Origin of the sequence: Aureimonas sp. AU4, from assembly GCF_001463765.1 — a bacterium.
GTDB lineage: Bacteria > Pseudomonadota > Alphaproteobacteria > Rhizobiales > Rhizobiaceae > Aureimonas.
Map to the genome: position 1 here is coordinate 40366 of NZ_BBWK01000002.1, position 19155 is coordinate 59520.

At 63.8% G+C, this 19155-nt stretch carries 17 protein-coding genes, 1 tRNA gene and 1 pseudogene; 11 read left to right on the forward strand and 8 right to left on the reverse strand.

From position 1 onward, the window contains the following. The first annotated feature begins 68 nt into the window (after positions 1-68). The 3 genes from AUL35_RS00645 to AUL35_RS00655 all read left to right on the forward strand — a co-directional run bounded on the left by AUL35_RS00645 (position 69) and on the right by AUL35_RS00655 (position 5946). Positions 69-3356 (forward strand): DEAD/DEAH box helicase, encoded by a 3288-nt coding sequence (locus AUL35_RS00645; RefSeq protein WP_062011003.1) that lies wholly within the window; start codon positions 69-71, stop codon positions 3354-3356. 178 nt (positions 3357-3534) lie between these two features. After that, complete coding sequence (locus AUL35_RS00650) at positions 3535-4632, forward strand: heme-binding protein (protein ID WP_244493622.1); 1098 nt, start codon at positions 3535-3537, stop codon at positions 4630-4632. 84 nt (positions 4633-4716) lie between these two features. Then, complete coding sequence (locus tag AUL35_RS00655; protein ID WP_062011007.1) at positions 4717-5946, forward strand: cytochrome P450; 1230 nt, start codon at positions 4717-4719, stop codon at positions 5944-5946. Here the strand turns inward: AUL35_RS00655 and AUL35_RS00660 are convergent. Further along, positions 5933-6283, reverse strand: a pseudogene (locus tag AUL35_RS00660) (cupin domain-containing protein). The gene AUL35_RS00655 and the pseudogene AUL35_RS00660 overlap by 14 nt on opposite strands. A gap of 254 nt (positions 6284-6537) precedes the next feature. On the opposite strand from AUL35_RS00660, the gene rplM reads away from it, so the two are divergent. The 4 genes from rplM to argC all read left to right on the forward strand — a co-directional run bounded on the left by rplM (position 6538) and on the right by argC (position 9512). Further along, positions 6538-7002: a 50S ribosomal protein L13 gene (gene rplM / locus AUL35_RS00665; RefSeq protein WP_062011009.1), complete on the forward strand. Its 465-nt coding sequence runs from the start codon at positions 6538-6540 to the stop codon at positions 7000-7002. Beyond that, positions 7002-7472, forward strand: coding sequence for a 30S ribosomal protein S9 (rpsI, locus tag AUL35_RS00670; protein ID WP_062011010.1), 471 nt, complete (start codon positions 7002-7004; stop codon positions 7470-7472). The genes rplM and rpsI overlap by 1 nt, the downstream gene beginning before the upstream one ends. Positions 7473-7590: 118 nt before the next feature. Then, positions 7591-8583, forward strand: a complete 993-nt coding sequence (speB, locus tag AUL35_RS00675) for an agmatinase (protein ID WP_062011432.1) — start codon at positions 7591-7593, stop codon at positions 8581-8583. Then, positions 8580-9512 carry an N-acetyl-gamma-glutamyl-phosphate reductase gene (argC, locus tag AUL35_RS00680; RefSeq protein ID WP_062011012.1) on the forward strand — a complete coding sequence of 311 codons (933 nt, stop codon included), beginning with the start codon at positions 8580-8582 and terminating at the stop codon, positions 9510-9512. The genes speB and argC overlap by 4 nt, the downstream gene beginning before the upstream one ends. Positions 9513-9519: 7 nt before the next feature. On the opposite strand, the gene AUL35_RS00685 is transcribed toward argC, so the two are convergent. Further along, the gene (locus AUL35_RS00685; protein WP_062011014.1) at positions 9520-10611 is read right to left on the reverse strand and encodes a COX15/CtaA family protein; all 1092 of its coding nucleotides are present in this window, start codon (positions 10609-10611) and stop codon (positions 9520-9522) included. Between the two features lie 196 nt (positions 10612-10807). Here AUL35_RS00685 and AUL35_RS00690 point away from each other — a divergent pair, with 196 nt between their 5' ends. Then, positions 10808-11020: a DUF2842 domain-containing protein gene (locus tag AUL35_RS00690; protein ID WP_062011016.1), complete on the forward strand. Its 213-nt coding sequence runs from the start codon at positions 10808-10810 to the stop codon at positions 11018-11020. Between the two features lie 6 nt (positions 11021-11026). Here AUL35_RS00690 and AUL35_RS00695 read toward each other — a convergent pair whose 3' ends face one another. Further along, positions 11027-12979 (reverse strand): hypothetical protein, encoded by a 1953-nt coding sequence (locus AUL35_RS00695; protein WP_156417773.1) that lies wholly within the window; start codon positions 12977-12979, stop codon positions 11027-11029. A gap of 162 nt (positions 12980-13141) precedes the next feature. Here AUL35_RS00695 and AUL35_RS00700 point away from each other — a divergent pair, with 162 nt between their 5' ends. Both AUL35_RS00700 and AUL35_RS00705 read left to right on the forward strand, forming a co-directional pair. Beyond that, a complete protein-coding gene (locus AUL35_RS00700) occupies positions 13142-13705 on the forward strand; it encodes a polysaccharide biosynthesis/export family protein (protein ID WP_062011019.1) in 564 nt (187 codons plus the stop codon). Between the two features lie 141 nt (positions 13706-13846). Next, on the forward strand, positions 13847-15373 hold the full coding sequence (locus AUL35_RS00705; protein ID WP_062011021.1) for an undecaprenyl-phosphate glucose phosphotransferase: 1527 nt from the start codon (positions 13847-13849) through the stop codon (positions 15371-15373). Between the two features lie 47 nt (positions 15374-15420). Here the strand turns inward: AUL35_RS00705 and AUL35_RS00710 are convergent, their stop codons facing one another. After that, the gene (locus tag AUL35_RS00710) at positions 15421-15765 is read right to left on the reverse strand and encodes a RidA family protein (protein WP_062011433.1); all 345 of its coding nucleotides are present in this window, start codon (positions 15763-15765) and stop codon (positions 15421-15423) included. Positions 15766-15913: 148 nt separating this feature from the next. On the opposite strand from AUL35_RS00710, the gene AUL35_RS00715 reads away from it, so the two are divergent. Then, positions 15914-15990 (forward strand) — tRNA-Pro (locus AUL35_RS00715). Positions 15991-16070: 80 nt separating this feature from the next. Here AUL35_RS00715 and AUL35_RS00720 read toward each other — a convergent pair. From AUL35_RS00720 to plsX, 4 genes are all read right to left on the reverse strand, one after another. Further along, on the reverse strand, positions 16071-16601 hold the full coding sequence (locus tag AUL35_RS00720; protein WP_062011023.1) for a MerR family transcriptional regulator: 531 nt from the start codon (positions 16599-16601) through the stop codon (positions 16071-16073). A 3-nt stretch (positions 16602-16604) separates the two neighbouring features. Continuing rightward, on the reverse strand, positions 16605-16949 hold the full coding sequence (locus tag AUL35_RS00725) for an integration host factor subunit alpha (RefSeq protein ID WP_062011025.1): 345 nt from the start codon (positions 16947-16949) through the stop codon (positions 16605-16607). A 95-nt stretch (positions 16950-17044) separates the two neighbouring features. Beyond that, complete coding sequence (locus AUL35_RS00730; protein ID WP_062011027.1) at positions 17045-18022, reverse strand: beta-ketoacyl-ACP synthase III; 978 nt, start codon at positions 18020-18022, stop codon at positions 17045-17047. Further along, positions 18019-19104, reverse strand: a complete 1086-nt coding sequence (gene plsX / locus AUL35_RS00735) for a phosphate acyltransferase PlsX (protein ID WP_082665992.1) — start codon at positions 19102-19104, stop codon at positions 18019-18021. The genes AUL35_RS00730 and plsX overlap by 4 nt, the downstream gene beginning before the upstream one ends. Between the last annotated feature and the right edge of the window lie 51 nt (positions 19105-19155).

The window sequence follows — 19155 nt, forward strand, 5'->3', positions numbered from 1 at the left end:
CGAAGAGGCGGGATGGACGTTCCCTGCCCAAGCGCCGGTAGAAGGCGCGTACGGGAGTTGAGAAGTTCATGCTGCAGTCCCTGTCCGTCGAAGCTCAAGCGACGCAGGCGGAAAAGCTCGCCCCTCTGTCACCCATCGGCGCGACCGCCGCCGTCGTTCATCGGGAGGTGAGAAAGCGCGAAGGGCAACTGCTGCTCTACGTCGCACAAACCGGTCGGCGAGCCAGAGATCTGGCCGCGATGCTCGTTGCCTTCGACCCTGAGCGGCCGGTTGCCTACTTTCCTCCATGGGATTGCCTGCCGTTCGATGGGGCCTCCCCGTCGCCTGCCGTCATGGGCCAGCGCATGGGCGTCCTGCGCTGGCTCACCAACCCGCACAACCGCCCGAGCGTCGTTGTCACGACGGTCGAAGCGTTGCTGCGCATGGTGCCGCCGCGCTCGATCTGGTCGGAACTGCATCGCGAATTCCGGGTCGGTGACGAAATCGCGATTGCGGACGTGGAAGCCCACCTCCGCCAGATCGGCTACGTCTTCGACGATCGCGTCGATGAGCCCGGCGAAGCGGCGATCCGCGGCCGGGTGATCGACTTCTTCCCCGCAGCCGCCCCGAATCCATGCCGCGTCGAATATGACGGCAACCGGATCGTATCGATCCGATCCTACGACGCAGCGACACAGCGCACGATCGCGCAGAGCGATCTCCTGATCGTCGATCCGGCGAGCGAGATCGTGGGACAAAGCGTCGGCCGTGGCGCCGAGCATCGGCTTACCGCCTTCTATCCCAAGCTCGAAACCATCTTCGATTATCTCGGCGACTGTTCGCTGATCATCGAGGATGGCGTGACACGGCGCGCCGCCGCCTTCCGCGAAGCGATCGACGAGGGAGCGCGTTTCGCATCGGGGGCGTCTTCCAGGTCAGCTGGAAAGCTGGATGAGGCGTTCCTGCCGGCGATGGATTGGGAGCGCCTTGCTGGTCAGCGACTGGCGGCGAGTATCGACCAGCCGGAAGACATGAACTTCTTCGTCCCACGATTTGCGGCGGATGCGCATCCCTGGAAGGAACTGTCCGCCTTCTCGGCCGAAAGCGAGAAGGCGCGCACCCTTGTCTTGGCCGCCCCCAACGAGACGCTGCGCCGGGAATGGGCGCGTCGCGCGGCACGCTACCTGAAGGCACCTTTCCCGAAGGCCGAAAACTGGCAGAGCGTCATCAAGGCAGAGCGCGGTAGCCGGCTGTCGATGGTCCTGCCATGCGCTCAAGGGTTCCGCGCCGCGGATGCGCCCGTTACCGTCGTCACGGCAGAAGATATCGGCGGTCAGGCGGCCGTGCGCTCCGCATCCCCGTCCGCGTCCGCCTTCTCTGCCCTGATCGAGGGCTTCGCGATCGGGGACGCCGTCGTCCACATCGATCATGGTGTTGGCATTCTGGAGGCGCTGGAAGAAATTCAGCACGATAAGGGCAAGCGCGAGATGCTCCGGCTGCGCTATGCCGACGACGCGACGCTCATGGTGCCGGTCGAGGAGATCGGGGCACTCTGGCGCTACAGCGGTGAGAGCAGCGGCGTCAGCCTCGACAAGCTGAAGGGCGGGCGCTGGCTTGAGCGGCGCAACGAACTCCTGGGCAATGTCCAGAAGACGGCAGCACACCTCAGTGAGTTCGCGACCCTGCGCCGGAAGGCTCGGACGCGACCGCTGAAGCCCGACCGTCAGCTCTACGAGCGCTTCTGCGCACGCTTTCCCTACGAGCTATCACCCGATCAAGCGACTGCCACGGAAGCGGTCCTGTCGGATCTGGCCAGCGGACGACCCATGAATCGCCTCGTCTGCGGCGATGTCGGTTTCGGCAAGACCGAGATTGCGCTGCGCGCGGCGGCGGCAGCCGTGTTTGCTGGCCGTCAGGTCGTCGTCGCCGCGCCGACGACGGTGCTGGCCCAGCAACATGCGCGCAATTTCGAGAAGCGCTTCGCCGGTCTCGGCATCGAAGTCGCTCACCTGTCGCGTCTGACCTCACCTGCCGAAGCCAAGCAGATTCGCGCGGGTTTGGACGACGGTTCGATCGGCGTCGTGGTCGGTACTCACTCCGTCTGCGGTAAGTCGGTGAGGTTCCAGAACCCCGGCCTCGTCGTCATCGACGAGGAGCAGCGTTTCGGCTCCGCTCAGAAGGAAGCGCTGCGCTCGCTGGCGAAAGACGGTCATCTTCTGTCCATGACGGCGACACCCATCCCGCGCACTCTGCAGGCAAGCTTCGTCGGGCTCAACGACTTCTCCATCATAGCGACGCCACCGGTCCTCCGTCAGCCGATCCAAACGGTCGTGCTGCCCTTCGATGAGGACCGCGTGCGCGACGCGCTGGAACGAGAGAAGCGCCGTAGCGGTCAAAGCTTCGTAGTCTGTCCGCGCGTCGAAGACATCGAGCCGATGCGCGAACGTCTGAAGCGTATCGTTCCGGATCTGCGCGTTGCCGTGGCTCACGGGAAGCTTCCGGCCGACGAGATCGACGAAACGATGCTGCGGTTCACCGAGGGCGAAGGCGACGTCCTCCTCGCGACCAACATCATCGAGAGCGGCCTCGACGTACCGGCCGCCAATACGATGATCGTCTGGCATCCCGATCGATTCGGCATGGCCCAGCTCCACCAGCTGCGCGGCCGCGTCGGGCGCGGCTCAAGACGCGGCATCGCCTACCTGATGACGGAAGCAGGACAGACGCTCGCACCCGAGACAGAACGGCGACTGAGAACGCTCGAGGCAATGAACCGTCTCGGTGCCGGCTTCCAGGTCAGCGCCCGCGACCTAGATCTGCGCGGCGCCGGCGATCTGGTCGGCGATGAGCAGGCCGGCCATCTGCAACTTGTCGGACTGACATTGTACCGCCACCTTCTGGAGCGTGCGCTCGCAGTCGCCGAAGGGCGTGAGGTTCGGGACGACTGGATGCCCGAACTCGCGTTGGGACTGGCGGGACGTATCCCGCCGGACTACGTGCCGGAGCCGGAAACACGCATCAATCTCTACGCAGAGATCGATCGCATCCAGGACGCCGCATCACTCGAGGCATTGAAGGAGGATCTGACGGACCGCTTCGGACCCGTGCCGAAGGCCACTGCGGTTTTGATCGAGCTCGCCGCGATCCGGCTGCGCTGCATCGATGCGGGCATTCAACGTCTAGCGGCAGGGCCGAAGGGCATCGCCGCCGTGTTCCGACTGAAGAGCGATGCCGACGCTGCGCATTCGGGGACCTATCCGCAGAGCTTTGCCTGGAAGGGCCAGAAGCTCGTCCAGTCCGTCGTGACCCAAAACACGTCTGAACGCCTACGCGCTGTTGGGACGATGCTAGACATGATCGAGGGCGCCTGCGGGTAGTCAAAAAAAGGGCGGCCATGGGCCGCCCGAAGTTTGGCTGGAGTATCAGGCCATGAAAAACCTGATGCTCGTTAATTGGTAACCCCGATGAAAGGTTGCCAGCAGGACGTCGATTCTTGTGCCCGTCGCTATTCGGATGCAGACCGGAAGCCGGCAACCAACCTCACGAACGGGCGTTATGGCCGCGGCGGCGATCTTTCGTCGCGGGTTGAGCGTGGCGGCCGGGGTAGTCGACCGTCCTGTAGTCAAGGAGAACGACATGTTTCGCGACAAGCCCTCGGCTTATGACCGGCTGACGGACGCGATCGGCGATATCGGCGAGCGACTCGCCGACCTGGAATCCCAGATCGTCGAAAGAATCCATCCCAAGCCGTCGCGCGCCGAACGGCTCCGTCGGCTCGTGCAGCATGAAGTCAACCGACTTCACCACGATGCGGAGGGCGGATATGCCCGCTATCTGCCGAGCTTCCTTGGTGGCATTTCGTTCCCGACGGCAGGCGACCTCCGCTCGCGCTGGCATGGGGCGGAGAGTTCGGTTCGCGACGGTGCGAAGGATCTGCGCGACCAGTTGCCATCGTCGTCCTCGTTGTGGCCGAGTTTCGGCAAGCGCGCGAGCTTCCAGACCGGACGCGGCTACCAGCGCTCGAAAGACTATCTGCGGGACCATTCGGAAATCTCGACCGCGTTGATCGCGGGCGGCGCGATCCTGGCGGTAGGCGCGGCGATCTACGCGACCAAGAAGATCGCGGATCACGCGGAGGAGCCGGACTACGACGTCGTGCGCAAGGACGGCGACATCGAGATCCGCGACTACGACGCGATGGTCGTCGCCGAGACCGTTAAGACGGGCTACCACGAAAAGGCGCGGCGTCGTGGTTTCGAGACGCTCTACGACTACATCGCCGCAAACAACCGGTCGGGTAAGAAGATCGCCATGACCGTGCCCGTGCTCCAGCAGCTTTCGGAGAGCTCGGGCCGCACAAAGGGCTGGGCCGTGCGCTTCGTCATGCCGAAGAAGTACACGAAGGCCAGCCTGCCGACGCCGAACGCCAACGACATCACGCTGCAGGACATCCCGGCCCGCCGGCTTGTCGCGGTCCGCTTCAGCGGCAACTTCAGCGCCTCGCTCGCGTCGAAGAAGCTGATGTCGCTCTACAATTACGTGGCCGACGAGAATCTCAAGCAGAAGGGCGACCCGATCTACGCCTTCTATAACTCGCCGTGGACCCCTGGCTTCCTCCGACGCAACGAAATTCTCATCGAGGTCGAGCGCTGAGCATAGCGTCTCACATCGTGAAGGGCGGCCTAACGTAGGGCTGCCCTTCTTGCGTTCCGCTCGGCGGCTACGCACAAACGACGCATGAACCTCCCTGCCACTTTCGAACTGTCGCATGACCGCCGATCGTTTCGGCTCGATCCGCGCGACCCGTCCTTCTTCAATGACCCCTACCCGGTCTACGCGGAACTCCATCGCCAAGCTCCGCTCGCGTTCTGGGAGGATGCTGGGTGCCTTGCGGTCGCGTCCTACGAGCGGGTTCAGGCCATTCTCAAAGATCGGCGCTTCGTGCGCGTCCTTCCCGAACAGATCGGCGCGGCACGGTTTCCCGCGCATATGCCGGCCTTCGCCGCGCTCGAACGTCACTCGTTGCTGGAACTGGATGGAGCGCCTCACGCACGTCTGCGCTCTCGCCTCACACGGGCCTTCGTGGCGCGCGCCGTCGAATCCATGGCCCCCGCCATCGAGTTTCTTGCCCGCGATCTGGCCCGCAGGCTCCGCTCGGCCGGCGGTGGTGATCTCGTCACCGCGTTCGCCGAGCCCCTGCCCGTTGCCGTGATTGCGGATCTCATTGGCGTGCCTCGCGTCGCTGCGCCCGATCTTCTTCGGTGGAGCCACGCGATGGTCACCATGTACCAGTTCGGCCATACCGAGGCTGACGAAGCGCGGGCTGAACAAGCGTCGCGAGAATTCTCGGACTTCCTTCTCTCTGCTATCGAGAACAAGCGATCCCGACCGAGCGGCGACCTTCTGTCCGCCCTTGCTGGCTCCGGAACCGATGCCCTCGAGCCTGACGAGATCGTTTCGCTCGTCGTATTGTTGCTCAATGCCGGACACGAGGCCACCGTCCACCAAATCGGCAATGGCTTGGCGAGCCTTCTGTCTCAAGGCGGGACGATCGCCGAAGAATGGCCCGAGGTTGCAGACCCTGAGCCGCTCGTTGAGGAAATGCTCCGTCACGACACGCCGTTGCATCTCTTCAAGCGCACGGCGGCTGTCGATTGCGAGATCGCGGACGGCATCCTCGTGACGCGCGGACAGCACGTCGCCCTGCTGCTAGCGGCGGCGAACCATGATCCCGCCTTCTTCGCCGATCCGGACCGGTTCGTTCCGCACCGCGCGCGTAATGCGCACGTCTCGTTCGGAGCCGGCGCGCATTTCTGCATCGGTGCCCCGCTTGCGCGACTCGAGCTCCAGATCGCCTTCCGCGTCCTGCGCGAGGAGATCCCCGACCTTAGGTTGGCATCCGAACCGCACTTTCGGGACAGCTTTCATTTCCGCGGGGTCGAGCACCTACCCGTCACGTGCGGATGACATAGCGTTTGCGCGTCGTCTCCTCGACGCGCCAGGTACCGCGAAAGCCACGTCTTACGACGAAAGAGTCGCCCGGCCCGTACCGTTATGCGAGCCCGTTATCGGACGTGAGGATGCCCGTTCCTGACAGGATCTGGCAAAACTCCCATTCGTCTTACTCGGTGCGCCACTCGCCCGCCGTCGACTCCCATAACCCGGCGTAGGTGCCAGCGCCGTCGTCCTCGACATTCCAGGTTCGATGCACCGGTTCTCCCGAGAGAATGCGATCGGGCCTCGCTCCACCGATCTCCGGCTCGATGCCATGATCCCCGATCGGGAGCAGAAGGATATCCGTCATGGGCGACCCCTCGCGCGATCACATCGAAGTTGCATACGGCGCCCGACCGGGAAGACAAAGACAGGTAACATAATACCTCATTATTCAAAGCGTTGTTATGATTGGATTTTCTGCCAAAGACGCGGAATGTGGCGAGCTTGCCAGCCCATGTGTGTTTCGCTATGGACCACCCATCGACGTAGGCGTCCGCCCGCGTCCCGGACTTCAGTCTCGGTTTGCCGGGACTCGCAGATCTACCAACCCATAGGTTCCTCATGAAGACCTTCTCGCAGAAGACCGAGACGGTGGAGAAGAAGTGGATCGTGATCGACGCCGACGGCCTTGTGGTCGGTCGGCTCGCTTCGCTCGTCGCTCTCCGCCTTCGCGGCAAGCATAAGCCCTCCTTCACGCCGCACGTCGACGATGGTGACAACGTCATCATCATCAACGCGGACAAGGTCGTGTTCACCGGCAAGAAGCGCCAGAACAAGACCTACTACTGGCACACCGGCTATGCCGGCGGCATCAAGGAGCGCAAGGCGCGCGAGATCCTCGAGGGCCGCTTCCCCGAGCGCGTGCTCGAGAAGGCCGTCGAGCGCATGCTGCCGCGCGGTCCGCTCGGTCGTCGCCAGCTCGGCAACCTGCGCGTCTACGCCGGTGCTGAACATCCCCACATCGCCCAGTCGCCCGAGACGCTCGACGTCAAGGCCCTGAACTCCAAGAACGCGAGGGCTGCATAATGGCCGACCTGAGCTCGCTCCAGGGCCTTGCACAGGCCGATGTCGCCGAGGCGGCACCGGTTCACGTCCAGAAGCTCGACGCCTACGGCCGCGCCTACGCGACCGGCAAGCGCAAGGACGCGGTCGCCCGCGTCTGGGTCAAGCCGGGCACCGGCAAGATCATGGTCAACGACAAGGACTACCAGGCGTATTTCGCTCGCCCGGTCCTTCAGATGGTGCTTCGTCAGCCGATCGTCGCGGCCAGCCGCGATGGCCAGTTCGACATCATCGTCACGGTTGCCGGCGGCGGTCTGTCCGGTCAGGCCGGTGCAGTGCGTCACGGCATTTCACGCGCCCTCACCTTCTACGAGCCGGGCCTGCGCTCGGTCCTCAAGAAGGGCGGCTTCCTGACCCGCGACTCGCGCACCGTCGAGCGTAAGAAGTACGGTCGCGCCAAGGCCCGCCGTTCGTTCCAGTTCTCGAAGCGCTGATCCGCTCGACCAGCTCGAACATGGAAAGGGCCTCGGGAAACCGGGGCCCTTTTTTGTGACGCGCGACTGGTCCATGCGACAGGTCTCGCTTCCGCATCACGCGTCCGAGGGACATGCCATGCCGTCCGGCTCGATCGACAACGCCTTCACCGCCGCATCCGCTCTAGGGGCCGCGAGCGACCCGACCTACGCTGGCGCGCTCTCGTTCCTGCGGAGACGCTACACGAAGGACGTCGAGGGCGCGGACGTCGTCGTTTGGGGCGTGCCCTTCGATTCGGCGGTTTCGAACCGTTCGGGCGCTCGCTTCGGCCCGCAGGCTCTGCGGCGAGCCTCGGCCATCTTCGACAACGATCCACAATATCCGTTCGCACGCGATCTGTTCGAGGCGATGAGCGTGGTCGATTACGGCGACTGCCTGCTCGACTACAGGCTGCCGGAAACGGCCCATGCCCGCATACGCTCGGAAGCCGCGACCATCCTTGCCTCGGGCGGCTTCCTTCTGTCGCTCGGCGGCGATCACTCCATCACCTATCCGCTGCTGCAGGCTCATGCCGAGCGGCATGGGCCCCTAGCCCTTATCCATTTCGATGCGCATCAAGACACATGGCCGCTCGCCAAAGGCGTGAGCGGGGAGCTTCGCGTCGATCATGGTTCCTTCGTCTCGGCTGCGGTCCACGACAGACTGATCGACCCGGCGTCGTCGCTGCAAATCGGCATTCGCACGCATGCGCCGAGCGATGAAGGTATCGAGATCCTGTTCGGATTGGATCTCGAGGAGATGACGGCCGCCGCTGTCGCAGAGCGCATCTTGCAGAAGTCGGCCGGCCGCAAGGTCTACCTCTCCTTCGACATCGACTGCCTGGACCCCGCCTTCGCACCCGGCACGGGAACGCCGGTCTCCGGTGGTCCCTCGAGTGCGAAGATGCTTTCGGTCCTGAACCGGCTGCGCGATCTGCCCATGGTCGGGGCCGACCTCGTGGAGGTCGCGCCGGCCTACGATCATTCCGACATCACGGCCGTGGCGGGCTCCTCCATCGCCATGTACCTCTTGGGCATTCTGGCCGCGCAGGGCTTCCGGGCCGCGCCGGACACAGCGGAGACGAAAGCATGACGACGCCCCGCATCTTCATCGACGGTGAGCACGGCACGACCGGGCTGCAGATCACGGCGCGAATGGCTGAGCGCCGTGATGTCGAACTGCTTTCGATTCCGGAGGCAGAACGTCGCAATCCCGCGTTGCGCGAGGACATGCTGCGGCGTGCCGATATCGCAATCCTTTGCCTCCCGGACGATGCGGCGCGCGAGGCGGTCGCGATGCTGGCCGACGAGCCATCGACTCGCATCATCGACACGAGCACCGCTCACCGCGTCGATCCCAACTGGGTCTACGGCTTCGCGGAACTCGATCGCGAACAAGCGGCCCGCATCCGCACGAGCCGGTATGTCGGAAATCCCGGTTGCTACCCGACGGGTGCCATCGCCCTCATTAGGCCGCTCCGGGACGCAGGACTCCTCGCTTCTTCGACACCTATCACTGTGAACGCTGTCTCAGGATATACGGGCGGCGGGAAGCAGTTGATCGGGCAGATGGAGGATGCGACGCGCGCCGACCACATCGACGCGCCGCATTTCCTCTACGGGCTCGACCTCAACCACAAGCATCTGCCGGAGATGCGCGTGTTCGGCCGCCTCGACGAGAATCCTGTCTTCGCGCCCTCGGTCGGGCGCTTCGCTCAAGGAATGATCGTCCAGGTCCCATTGTATCGCCACTGGCTGGCCGATGCCGATGCGCGCGCCGTGCGCGATGCGCTCGCCGCGCATTACGTCGGATCGGACGTTGTCGAGGTCGCAAGCGAGGCGGAAACGGAGGCGCTTTCGCGGCTCGACCCGACGGAGCTTGCCGGTACCGATCGCATGCGCCTCTACGTCTTCGCGTCGAAGGATGGCGCACGCTTCAACCTCGTCGCCCTTCTAGATAACCTCGGCAAGGGCGCGAGCGGGGCGGCCGTCCAGAACATGGACCTGATGCTGTCCGCCTGACGAAAGGTCAGGCGGCGGCCACGGCGGGGTACGCGCCGCGCATGTCGCGGGCATGGAACACGGCGCCCGAGAGCACTACGAGCGCGCCGGCCTGATGCAGAAGCGCCCAGCCAATCGGCACGTGCATAAGGAGCGTCGTGATGCCAAGCGCCGCCTGGAGCGTGACGAGCCCGACCAGATGCGCCGCGCTCCGGGCGTGGTGCGAGTTCCCCATCCGGATGCGGGCCGCGACTGCGTGAATGAGCGCCACCGTGAAGAGAAGATAGGCGCCGCAGCGATGCACGAACTGCACAGTCATGACGTTCTCGAAGACGTTGCGCCATGCGGGCGACATCGCGAACAGATTGCCGGGGACGATCTGCCCATCCATGAGCGGCCAGGTATTGAAGCTAAGTCCCGCGTTCAGACCTGCGACTAGCCCGCCGAGATAGATCTGTACGAGTGCCATCGCGACGAGCAGTAGGCCCACACGCATCGAGCCAGACGGTGCCGGGCGGGCCAGCGGCCTCGCCTGCAACCCTCGCGCGATCCAGAGCGTCGACGCAAAGATGATGCACGCCATCGTCAGGTGAACGGCCAGCCGGTATTGACTGACATCGGTTCGGTTCACGAGGCCCGAGGCCACCATCCACCACCCGATACCGCCCTGCACGCCGCCGAGGGCGAGCAGGAAAACGAGACGCGGCTTGAGCCATCCTTCCAGCCTGCCCGTCAGCCAGAAGAAGGCGAGTGGGACGGCGAAGGCGAAGCCGACGCTTCGCGCTAGGAACCGGTGTGCCCATTCCCACCAGTAGATCGTCTTGAACTCGTCAAGGCTCATACCCCTGTTGAGTTGCTGGTACTGGGGAATCTGCCGATAGAGGTCGAACTCTTCCTGCCATTCCGCGGTCGAAAGCGGTGGCACGACGCCGTGGATCGGTTTCCATTCCGTGATCGACAAGCCTGACTCTGTCAGGCGGGTCGCACCGCCGACGACCACCAACGTCAAGATCAGCAGGGCGACGGCGTAGAGCCAGATGCGGACGAGGCGTCGGTTCCTCGCCTTGCGGGGATCGTCGAGCGATCGAATGTCATGCTCGGAGAGTGCGATTGTGCTCATCAGTCGAACGGCCTCCTGACACCCTCCTGCGCCTTGAGGCCAACCCTTTCTTTCGTCGGCATTCGCGCTTACGGATCGTTGCGCCGTCGACGATCCGCTGTCCCTCTCGGAACCGGGTTTCAGACCAAGCCGCACCGTTTGGCAAGCGCGAATGGGTCGCATGGACCCGGCCACCGCGAGAAGGCAGGAACGAGACATGCCCGTACGCCTCAAGAAGCTGATCGGCACGTTCGTGCTTCTCGCCCTCGTGATCATCTACGCCGTCTTCGCAACGGCCTATGCGTCGCTCTATCTGGGTGACGCGCCCGGCTACGTCCACCTTCTCTACTTCCTCGTGACCGGCCTTCTCTGGGTCGTCCCCGCCGTGTTTCTGATCCGATGGATGGAGCGGGAGCCACGCCGCCGCTGAACCTCGTCAGGCGGCTCGCGTCTCGCTAACGAGGATCATGTCGGCGAGCCCAGCCTTCCTCAGGCCGTCGATGCGCTGCCTCGCGCGCTCGCTCTGAGAAGCATCGACCGCGACAAGAAGCGCGGCGTCCGTATCCATGAGGGACGCAAGTTGCTCGGGGACCATCTCGGTGCAGTCGACGATAATGGCCTCGTAGCTCTTTTCCACGAAGTCCAGGACATTGCGTCTCTCGACGGGCGTACTCACCGGCGAGAGGTCCATCGTCGAGCCGCCCGGCACGATCTCCGCCTGGGTAGCGAAGTCACGGGCCGCGACGGCGGCGAACGTTGCGCGGCCCTCGATGAGGTCGGCAATCGTCGGAGCCGTCTTGCTGACGCCCATGGTCCGGGCGGCTGCCTGGCTTGTCGACAGATCGACGAGGGCGACCGCCTGGCCGCGAAGCGAGAGCCGACGGGCAATATTGACCGCAAGAGGACGTGCACCGTTCGATGGCTCGTCACCCGTCAGCATAATGCGCGTGACGTTGCTGGAGATCGCGGCATCGATCACGTCGTCGATGGGTGTGATATCGAACTCCGGTGACACGGAATTCACGCGGGTCGCTGATACCGGGAGCGGCTCCACGGCGGGCACTGTAGCATCGGACACGACCCTGTGCCGAGTTCTTCCTCCGAGAACCACCATGCCCAGGGTCGAGACCAGAAGGCCGAACAGGGCGGATGCCGCGATCACCGGCAGAGGATCTGCCCGCTCGGGTCGTGGCGGTAGCCAAGTCCGCGTGATCTCGAAGGCCGACGATGGCGCTGACTCGGCGACCGGAGGGGTAGGTTGTATCTGAGTTGGAATTGGTGCCACGTGAGGGATATCAGGCGAGACTCCGATATCCGCCGCCGTCTCGCTCGCCTGCGCGGATGCTTCGAGCCGATCGGCCAAACGACGTGCTACATCGCGTCGCTGCTCCAAGTCGCGCTGCCGTTGAAGCGATCGTTCACGCAGCTCAACCTGCGTGCGCAATGACTCCACTTCTGCGTCAGCGGTCGCAACGCGTGTTCGCGCGTTGCGCAAACGATCGTCGAGCGAGCGAAGCACCGTTTCGCGCTTCGCGCGGACTTGCTCGTCGAGGTCGACAAGCCTGAGCCGCGCCATTGCCATGCGCGGATGGCCGTCGAGGAGGGTCCGCGACAACTTGGCCACCTGCTCGCGCAGCCGCGCCCGATCTTCGGAAAGCCGCACCCATTCGGCCCACCCTTCAGGTGGTGGCCGGACCGCCGTCAGCGCCTCCGGCGAGCGCGAACTGGACACGGCAGACCGCAGGCGCTCAAGGTTCGCAAAGTCGGCGCGCGCCGACGCCTGCGCGGCAAATGCCGAGGTCAGACGGTCCGGGACGGGATCCTCTACGGTGGCGAGAGCGTCGATCTGGGCCTGCAGCAGGGCGGCCTCGTCGCGCGCCTCCTTGGCTGATACCATGAGCACTTCGACGGCAGCAGGTGCTGTGGCGGCATCCCGTCGCGCTGTCGGAGACACTGCCCGCGGTTCTTCTGTCGGCGCGGACTGGTCGGCCGTCCCGCGCGATGCAGCTGTAGATGCAGCTTCCTGCGTTGCGGAGAGCGCGATGGCCGCAAGCCGAGCCTCGATGCGCGCGGCCGCCTCCTCGACTGCCGCCGTTGCTGACGAAACGCTCGGCGCCGTCGAGGAAAGCCGAACCTGCGCCCCTGTTGGTGCCAAGATGCTCGAGGGTTCTCCGGCCGATGCCGATACCAAGGCCTGACGGGCCGCCGGTGTGTCGGACGCCGACATATCCAGCGCAGCCGTATAGCCGACCGGCACGACGAGGGATGCCAAGTAACCCGCCAGACCGAAGGCTCCCGTCGTTCCCAGAACGGTCGTGAGGCGCCATGTCGACCGTGCGGGCCGACCGGCTCTTGGATCATTCTCGTGAAGGGCGGGCTGCTGCGTCACCTCTGTTCCATTCCATCAGACTCGGCGAAGACACTCGCCGCAGGATAGGTCCGTGCAGTATCGCCACAAGGCGGCGGAAGTTTTACCGGCCGTTAACCCTAACAGCCATAAAGGTGACTCAACGGTCGTTGACCGGAAATCTGTCGCTGCTTGGAGAATGAGATGGTCCGGTCAGGGTGCGTCTGGGCGATCGGTTTTGCGGCGTTGGCGCTGGCGGGGTGCCAGACAAGCCAGCCGCCGTCTCCTGCGTTTCATGCGGTCCTGAATCAACCCTACCGTCTCGATGCCGGTGACCGCGTGCGTGTGACGGTCTTCGAGCAGGAAAGTCTCACCAACACCTACGCCGTCGATAAGGCCGGCTACCTTGCCCTCCCGCTTGTCGGTTCCGTGCCTGCACGGGGCCGCACGACAAACGACGTGCAGCACGCGATCACGACCGCGCTGGCAAACGGCTACCTTCGCAATCCCGACGTCTCGGTTCAGGTCGAACAATACCGCCCCTTCTTTGTCATGGGCGAGGTGACGACGGGCGGTCAGTACTCCTACGTCCCGGGCATGACCGCGCAGAACGCGGTTGCCATTGCCGGCGGCTTTTCGCCGCGAGCCGATCATCGCACCGTCGACATCACGCGGCAGGTCAACGGGCAGATCGTGACTGGGCGCGTCCTCGTGTCCGATCCCGTCCTGCCCGGGGATACAGTGGCGGTGCGCGAACGCCTCTTCTGACGGAAGTCTGTCTGTCCTTCAAATGACGCGATATGACGTTAGGAAACCTTAGCCTTTCCTAGTTAGTCTGGATCCGTAGTCCTAATCGGCGCTTAGTTGCCCGGCCCGGACTCGGAGCAGCTGACTACGGGGACATAAAGGGTGACAGTCGATCCCGCCGACGCGCCTATCTTTGATCGAGAGACGATCCGGACGTTTCAGTCTGACGCGAACCGTCTCGAAAGCACCCCCCTCAGTCCGACAGCGCGGCGTGCGATCCGCCAGTTCGGCAAGCCGGTGCTGTCCACCCAACTTGTCAGTGGCCTTTTTCGCGCCGGCGAGTTCGTGCTTCTCGTTCTGACGGGAGCTGCCGTCGCGATCTGGGATACAACCGGCATCTCGGCATGGGCGCTCTGGATCGGGATCATCCTGGCCAGCCTCATGACCGTTTGTACGGCTGAAGTCCTGCACTGTTATGATCCGCGGAAACTACGATCCCGCTGGCAGCAGGTAGTCCGATTGGCAGGCGCGCTGACGCTGTCCTCCATGATCATGACAATCGCATTCTCGACTTTGAGTGAGAGCCGCGCAACGCTCTGGTGCGCAGTCTTCCTGCCGGCTGCGCTTGCTGTCACGGTTCCAGCCCGATTGGTCATGGGCGCTTCGATCCGGCGTTGGAATCGCAATGGCGTCATCGAACGTCGTGTCGTTCTGGTCGGCGGCGGCGGCGCAGCAGAAACTTTCATCCGCCAGCTCGAGCGTGAGCCCGACAGCGACATCCGCATTTGTGGCATATTTGACGATCGGGACGACAGGCGGTCGCCCCCGATCGTCGCCGGTTACCCCAAACTCGGGAGCATCGCGGAGCTCACGGAATTCGTGCGCCTAGCGCACGTCGACATGCTGATCGTAACGCTGCCCCTGACAGCGAAGCGGCGCATACTTTCGATCCTGAAGTCCCTTTGGATCCTACCCATCGACATCCGTCTGGCGGCCTCGTCGTCGTCGATGGAGTTCCGCTCACGCGGCTCCGCTGTGGGACACGTTGCAATGCTCGACGTGATCGACCGGCCGCTGGCCGAATGGGACGTCATACTCAAGCGTCTGTTCGATCTCGTGGTCGGCTCGGTCGCCCTTGCAGCCCTGTCACCGGTTTTTGTTGCAACAGCGATCGCCATCAAGATGGACTCGCCCGGACCCGTCTTCTTTCGCCAGAAGCGGCATGGTTTCAACAACGAGACGATCAACGTATGGAAGTTCCGCTCGCTACGTCATGACATGGCGGATCCGACGGCGCGAAAAATCGTCACGCGAAACGACCCGCGAGTAACCAGGGTTGGACGCTTCATCCGACGCAGTTCGATCGACGAAATGCCGCAACTCTTCAATGTGCTTACGGGTGAGCTCTCGCTCGTCGGTCCACGTCCTCACGCGCTTCATGCCGTTTCCAGCGACAACGAGACTTTCATGGAACTCGTGGACGGCTACCTCGGCCGCCATAAGGTCAAGCCGGGCGTCACGGGCTGGGCTCAGGTCAAGGGCTGGCGAGGCGAAATCGATCGGGGCGAAAAGCTTCAGAAGCGCTTCGAGCACGACCTCTATTATATCGAGAACTGGTCGCTGCTCCTCGATATCTACATCCTCGCCATCACCCCGATCAGCCTCCTGCGCCCGCAGGGCGCGTATTGACTGGCAGTCCGCCGAGGAAGTAGGCGGCGGACTGCAAGCGTTCGCTCTCAGCGAGCCGCGACGACGATGATCTCGACGAGATACTCCGGCGCCGCGAGCTTCGACTCGCCCGTCGCGCGCGCCGGCGTATTCTCGGGATCGACCCATCCGTCCCAAACCGCGTTCATCGCCGCGAAGTCCTTCATGTCGGCGAGCCAGATCGTCGCCTGAAGCAGTTTGGACTTGTCGGTACCGGCGGCGTGCAACAGGGCATCGACGCGTTCCAGCACGGTCTTGGTCTGCTGCGTGACGTCGTCGCCCGGATTGCCGACCTGGCCGGCAAGATAGACGGTATCGCCGTGGACGACGGCGCCGCTCATCCGGCGGCCGGGCTCGATGCGTTGAATGGTCACGACAGGCATTCCCTCTTATGCGTTTCGGTCAGCGACACCGCTCCTAAACCGTTTGCCGCATCGGGCATACCTGCAGAGCGTTGATTGATGTCGATAGACTGTCCGCCCTGCTTGCGCTTCCCATCCGACTCTTCTAAAGGAAACGCATCGGAGCGTAGCGCAGCCTGGTAGCGCACCTGAATGGGGTTCAGGGGGTCGGAGGTTCGAATCCTCTCGCTCCGACCAATCTTAAAACGACCGGTTTTAGAACGTCCATCGGTGAGCGCACCACGCTCTCTGGCCGTTTGATGCTTTCTTGATCGATATCAGCGAACCTGATCGAGCAGTCGCTTCAACTCGAGTAGTTCGAGGATCACTCCGTTGAGCCGCGCGGCGTCGCCAGCATCCATACTCGCGGCCGATCCGGCGCTCTCCCCCCCTTCACGGCGCAGGAGATTCGACAGTCCTCCCCGTCGCGTGTCCGGATCGCCGGCACCGCCGCCATGTTCTTCCGCGTCGACCCGAACTGTCGCCGGCTCGGCGCTCTGGCCACTCTGCAGCGTATCGAGGCTGCGCAGATCGCCACCGCCGATCGCCATAACCGCCCTGTTGCCATTCTCCTTGAGGATGCGCTGGACACCCCGAATCGTGAAACCACGCACATAGAGAAGATAGCGGACGCCGCGCAGCAGCTCCACGTCGTCAGGTCGATAGTAGCGCCGGCCGCCGCCGCGCTTCATCGGTTTGATCTGCGGGAAGCGAGTCTCCCAAAAGCGCAGCACGTGCTGCGGCAGATCGAGTTCTTCCGCGACTTCGCTGATGGTTCGGAAAGCGTCAGCAGCCTTCTCGGTTGCCATGTCTTATTCCGCCGCCTTCAGCGCCGAGACATCCTCGCCATCAGGAACGATCCCATGGGCAGCGAGGATGCGATCCTTCATGACGTTCGACGGTTTGAAGACCGTGACGCGACGTGGCGAGATCGGAACTTCCTCGCCTGTTTTCGGATTGCGGCCGACGCGCTCGTTCTTCTCACGTACGAGGAATGAGCCGAAGGAAGAGATCTTCACGGCTTCGCCGCGCGCGATCGTCGCGCAGATCTCCTCCAGGATCGATTCCACCAGTTCCGCCGACTCGGTTCGCGAAAGGCCAATCTTGCGAAAGACCGCCTCGGCCAGATCGGCCCGCGTCACCGTTCTGTCTCCCATGTGATTCCCCTGCTGCCACTTGGGTGCCGTCCGTCCGGCCGACGCGAACGGTCTGCTGAAAATACCGAAAAGGTCTGTCAGATCAACCGCACGCGTCACCAGCGTACGATCACCGCACCCCAGGTGAACCCGCCACCCATCGCCTCAAGAAGTACGATATCGTCGGCCTTGATGCGGCCGTCGCGTACCGCCGTATCGAGGGCGAGCGGGATCGAGGCCGCGGACGTGTTGCCGTGGCGATCAACGGTCACGACGACCTTGTCGGGATCGATCCCGAGCTTCTTCGCCGAGGCATCTATGATGCGGCGATTGGCCTGATGGGGGACGAACCAGTCGACGTCATCCGCCGTCATCGAGAGAGCGCCCAGCGAATCATAGACGACGTCCGTGATCATGCCGACCGCATGCTTGAAGACCTCGCGGCCTTCCATACGCAGATGCCCTACCGTTCCGGTCGTAGACGGACCTCCGTCGACGTAGAGCTTCTCGCTATGCGCCCCGTCGGATCGTAACTTGGACACGAGGACGCCTCTGGAATCCGGTTCGGCGGCTTCCACCGCCTCCAGTACGAGAGCACCGGCGCCGTCGCCGAACAGCACGCAGGTCGTGCGATCCGTCCAGTCCATCAGGCGGCTGAATGTCTCCGCGCCGATCACAAGGGCTCGACGTGCCATGCCGGAACGCAGATAAAGATCGGCGGTCGTCAGCGCATAGACGAAGCCGCTGCAAACGGCCTGCATGTCGAAGGCGAAGCCGCGTGTGATGCCGAGGCGTTGCTGGATATGGACCGCCGAGGCAGGAAAGGTGTTGTCCGGCGTCGCCGTGGCGACGATGATAAGATCGATGTCGTCGGGCGTCATTCCGGCTTGCGCCAATGCGTTGCGCGCCGCCGCTTCGCCTAGCGAAACCGTGGTCTCTTCCTTCGCGGCGATATGGCGCTGACGAATGCCGGTGCGCTGCTGGATCCACTCGTCCGACGTGTCGACGCGGCGTTCCAAGTCCTGGTTCGTGACGACCTGCGCCGGCAAGCTGGAGCCGGTGCCACGGACGATCGATCGAAGGGTCTTTGTCACGAAACCGTCTCTCCAAGGGCGGCGGGCGGCTCGCCAGACGACGGCACGGCCATGCGCGCGTAGACCTCGCTCAGGTCCGCCTCGATCTTGGCCAGAAGGCCGTTGGCAGCCATGGCGTAGGCGACATCGATCGCTGCGGCCGTGCCCTCCGCGTCTGAGCCGCCGTGACTCTTGATCACGACACCGTTGAGCCCGAGGAAGACCCCGCCATTCACCTTACGGGGATCCATCTTGTCGCGAAGGCGGTCGAACGCTCCCTTGGCGAGAAGATAGCCGAGGCGCGCGAGCCAAGTCCGGGTCATCGCGGCGCGCAGATAGGATGCGATCTGCCGCGCCGTCCCCTCGGCCGTCTTCAAGGCGATGTTGCCGGTGAAGCCTTCCGTAACCACGACGTCGACGGTTCCCTTTCCAAGATCGGTACCCTCGACGAAGCCGCGATAGTCGAGATTGGAAATCTCGCCCTCCTTCAGGAGGCGTCCCGCCTCGCGGATCTCGTCCTGTCCCTTGATCTCCTCGACGCCGATGTTCAGGAGACCGACCGTCGGGCGCTCGATGTGGAATAGAGCACGTGCCATGGCCGCACCCATGACCGAAAGGTCGAGCAGCTGCTGCGCATCCGCCCCGATCGTCGCACCGACGTCGAGAACGATGCTTTCGCCCCGAATCGTCGGCCAGATGGCCGCGATGGCGGGTCGCTCGATGTTGGCCATGGTCCGAAGACAGAATTTGGCCATCGCCATGAGCGCGCCTGTATTGCCGGCGGAGACGGCGACGTGCGCTTCGCCGGTCTTCACCGCCTCGATGGCCTGCCACATGGACGATTTGTTTCGTCCTTGCCGCAGGGCTTGCGACGGCTTGTCGTCCATCCGCACGGCGACGTCGCAATGGCGGAAGGTCGAACGCTCGGCGACGCGGGGAAAGCGCGACAGTACCGGCTGTACGTCCGCATCGCGACCGAACAACAGGAAGCGAACGTCGGGATGCCGCTCCAGCGCGACGTCGGCGCCGGCGATGATGACCTCGGGGCCATGGTCGCCACCCATGACGTCTAGGGCTATGTTGATCGATGCCTTCGCGTCCAAGACATGCTCGCTTTCAAACGAATAGGAGTGGGTCGCCGGTCGTCAGATAGG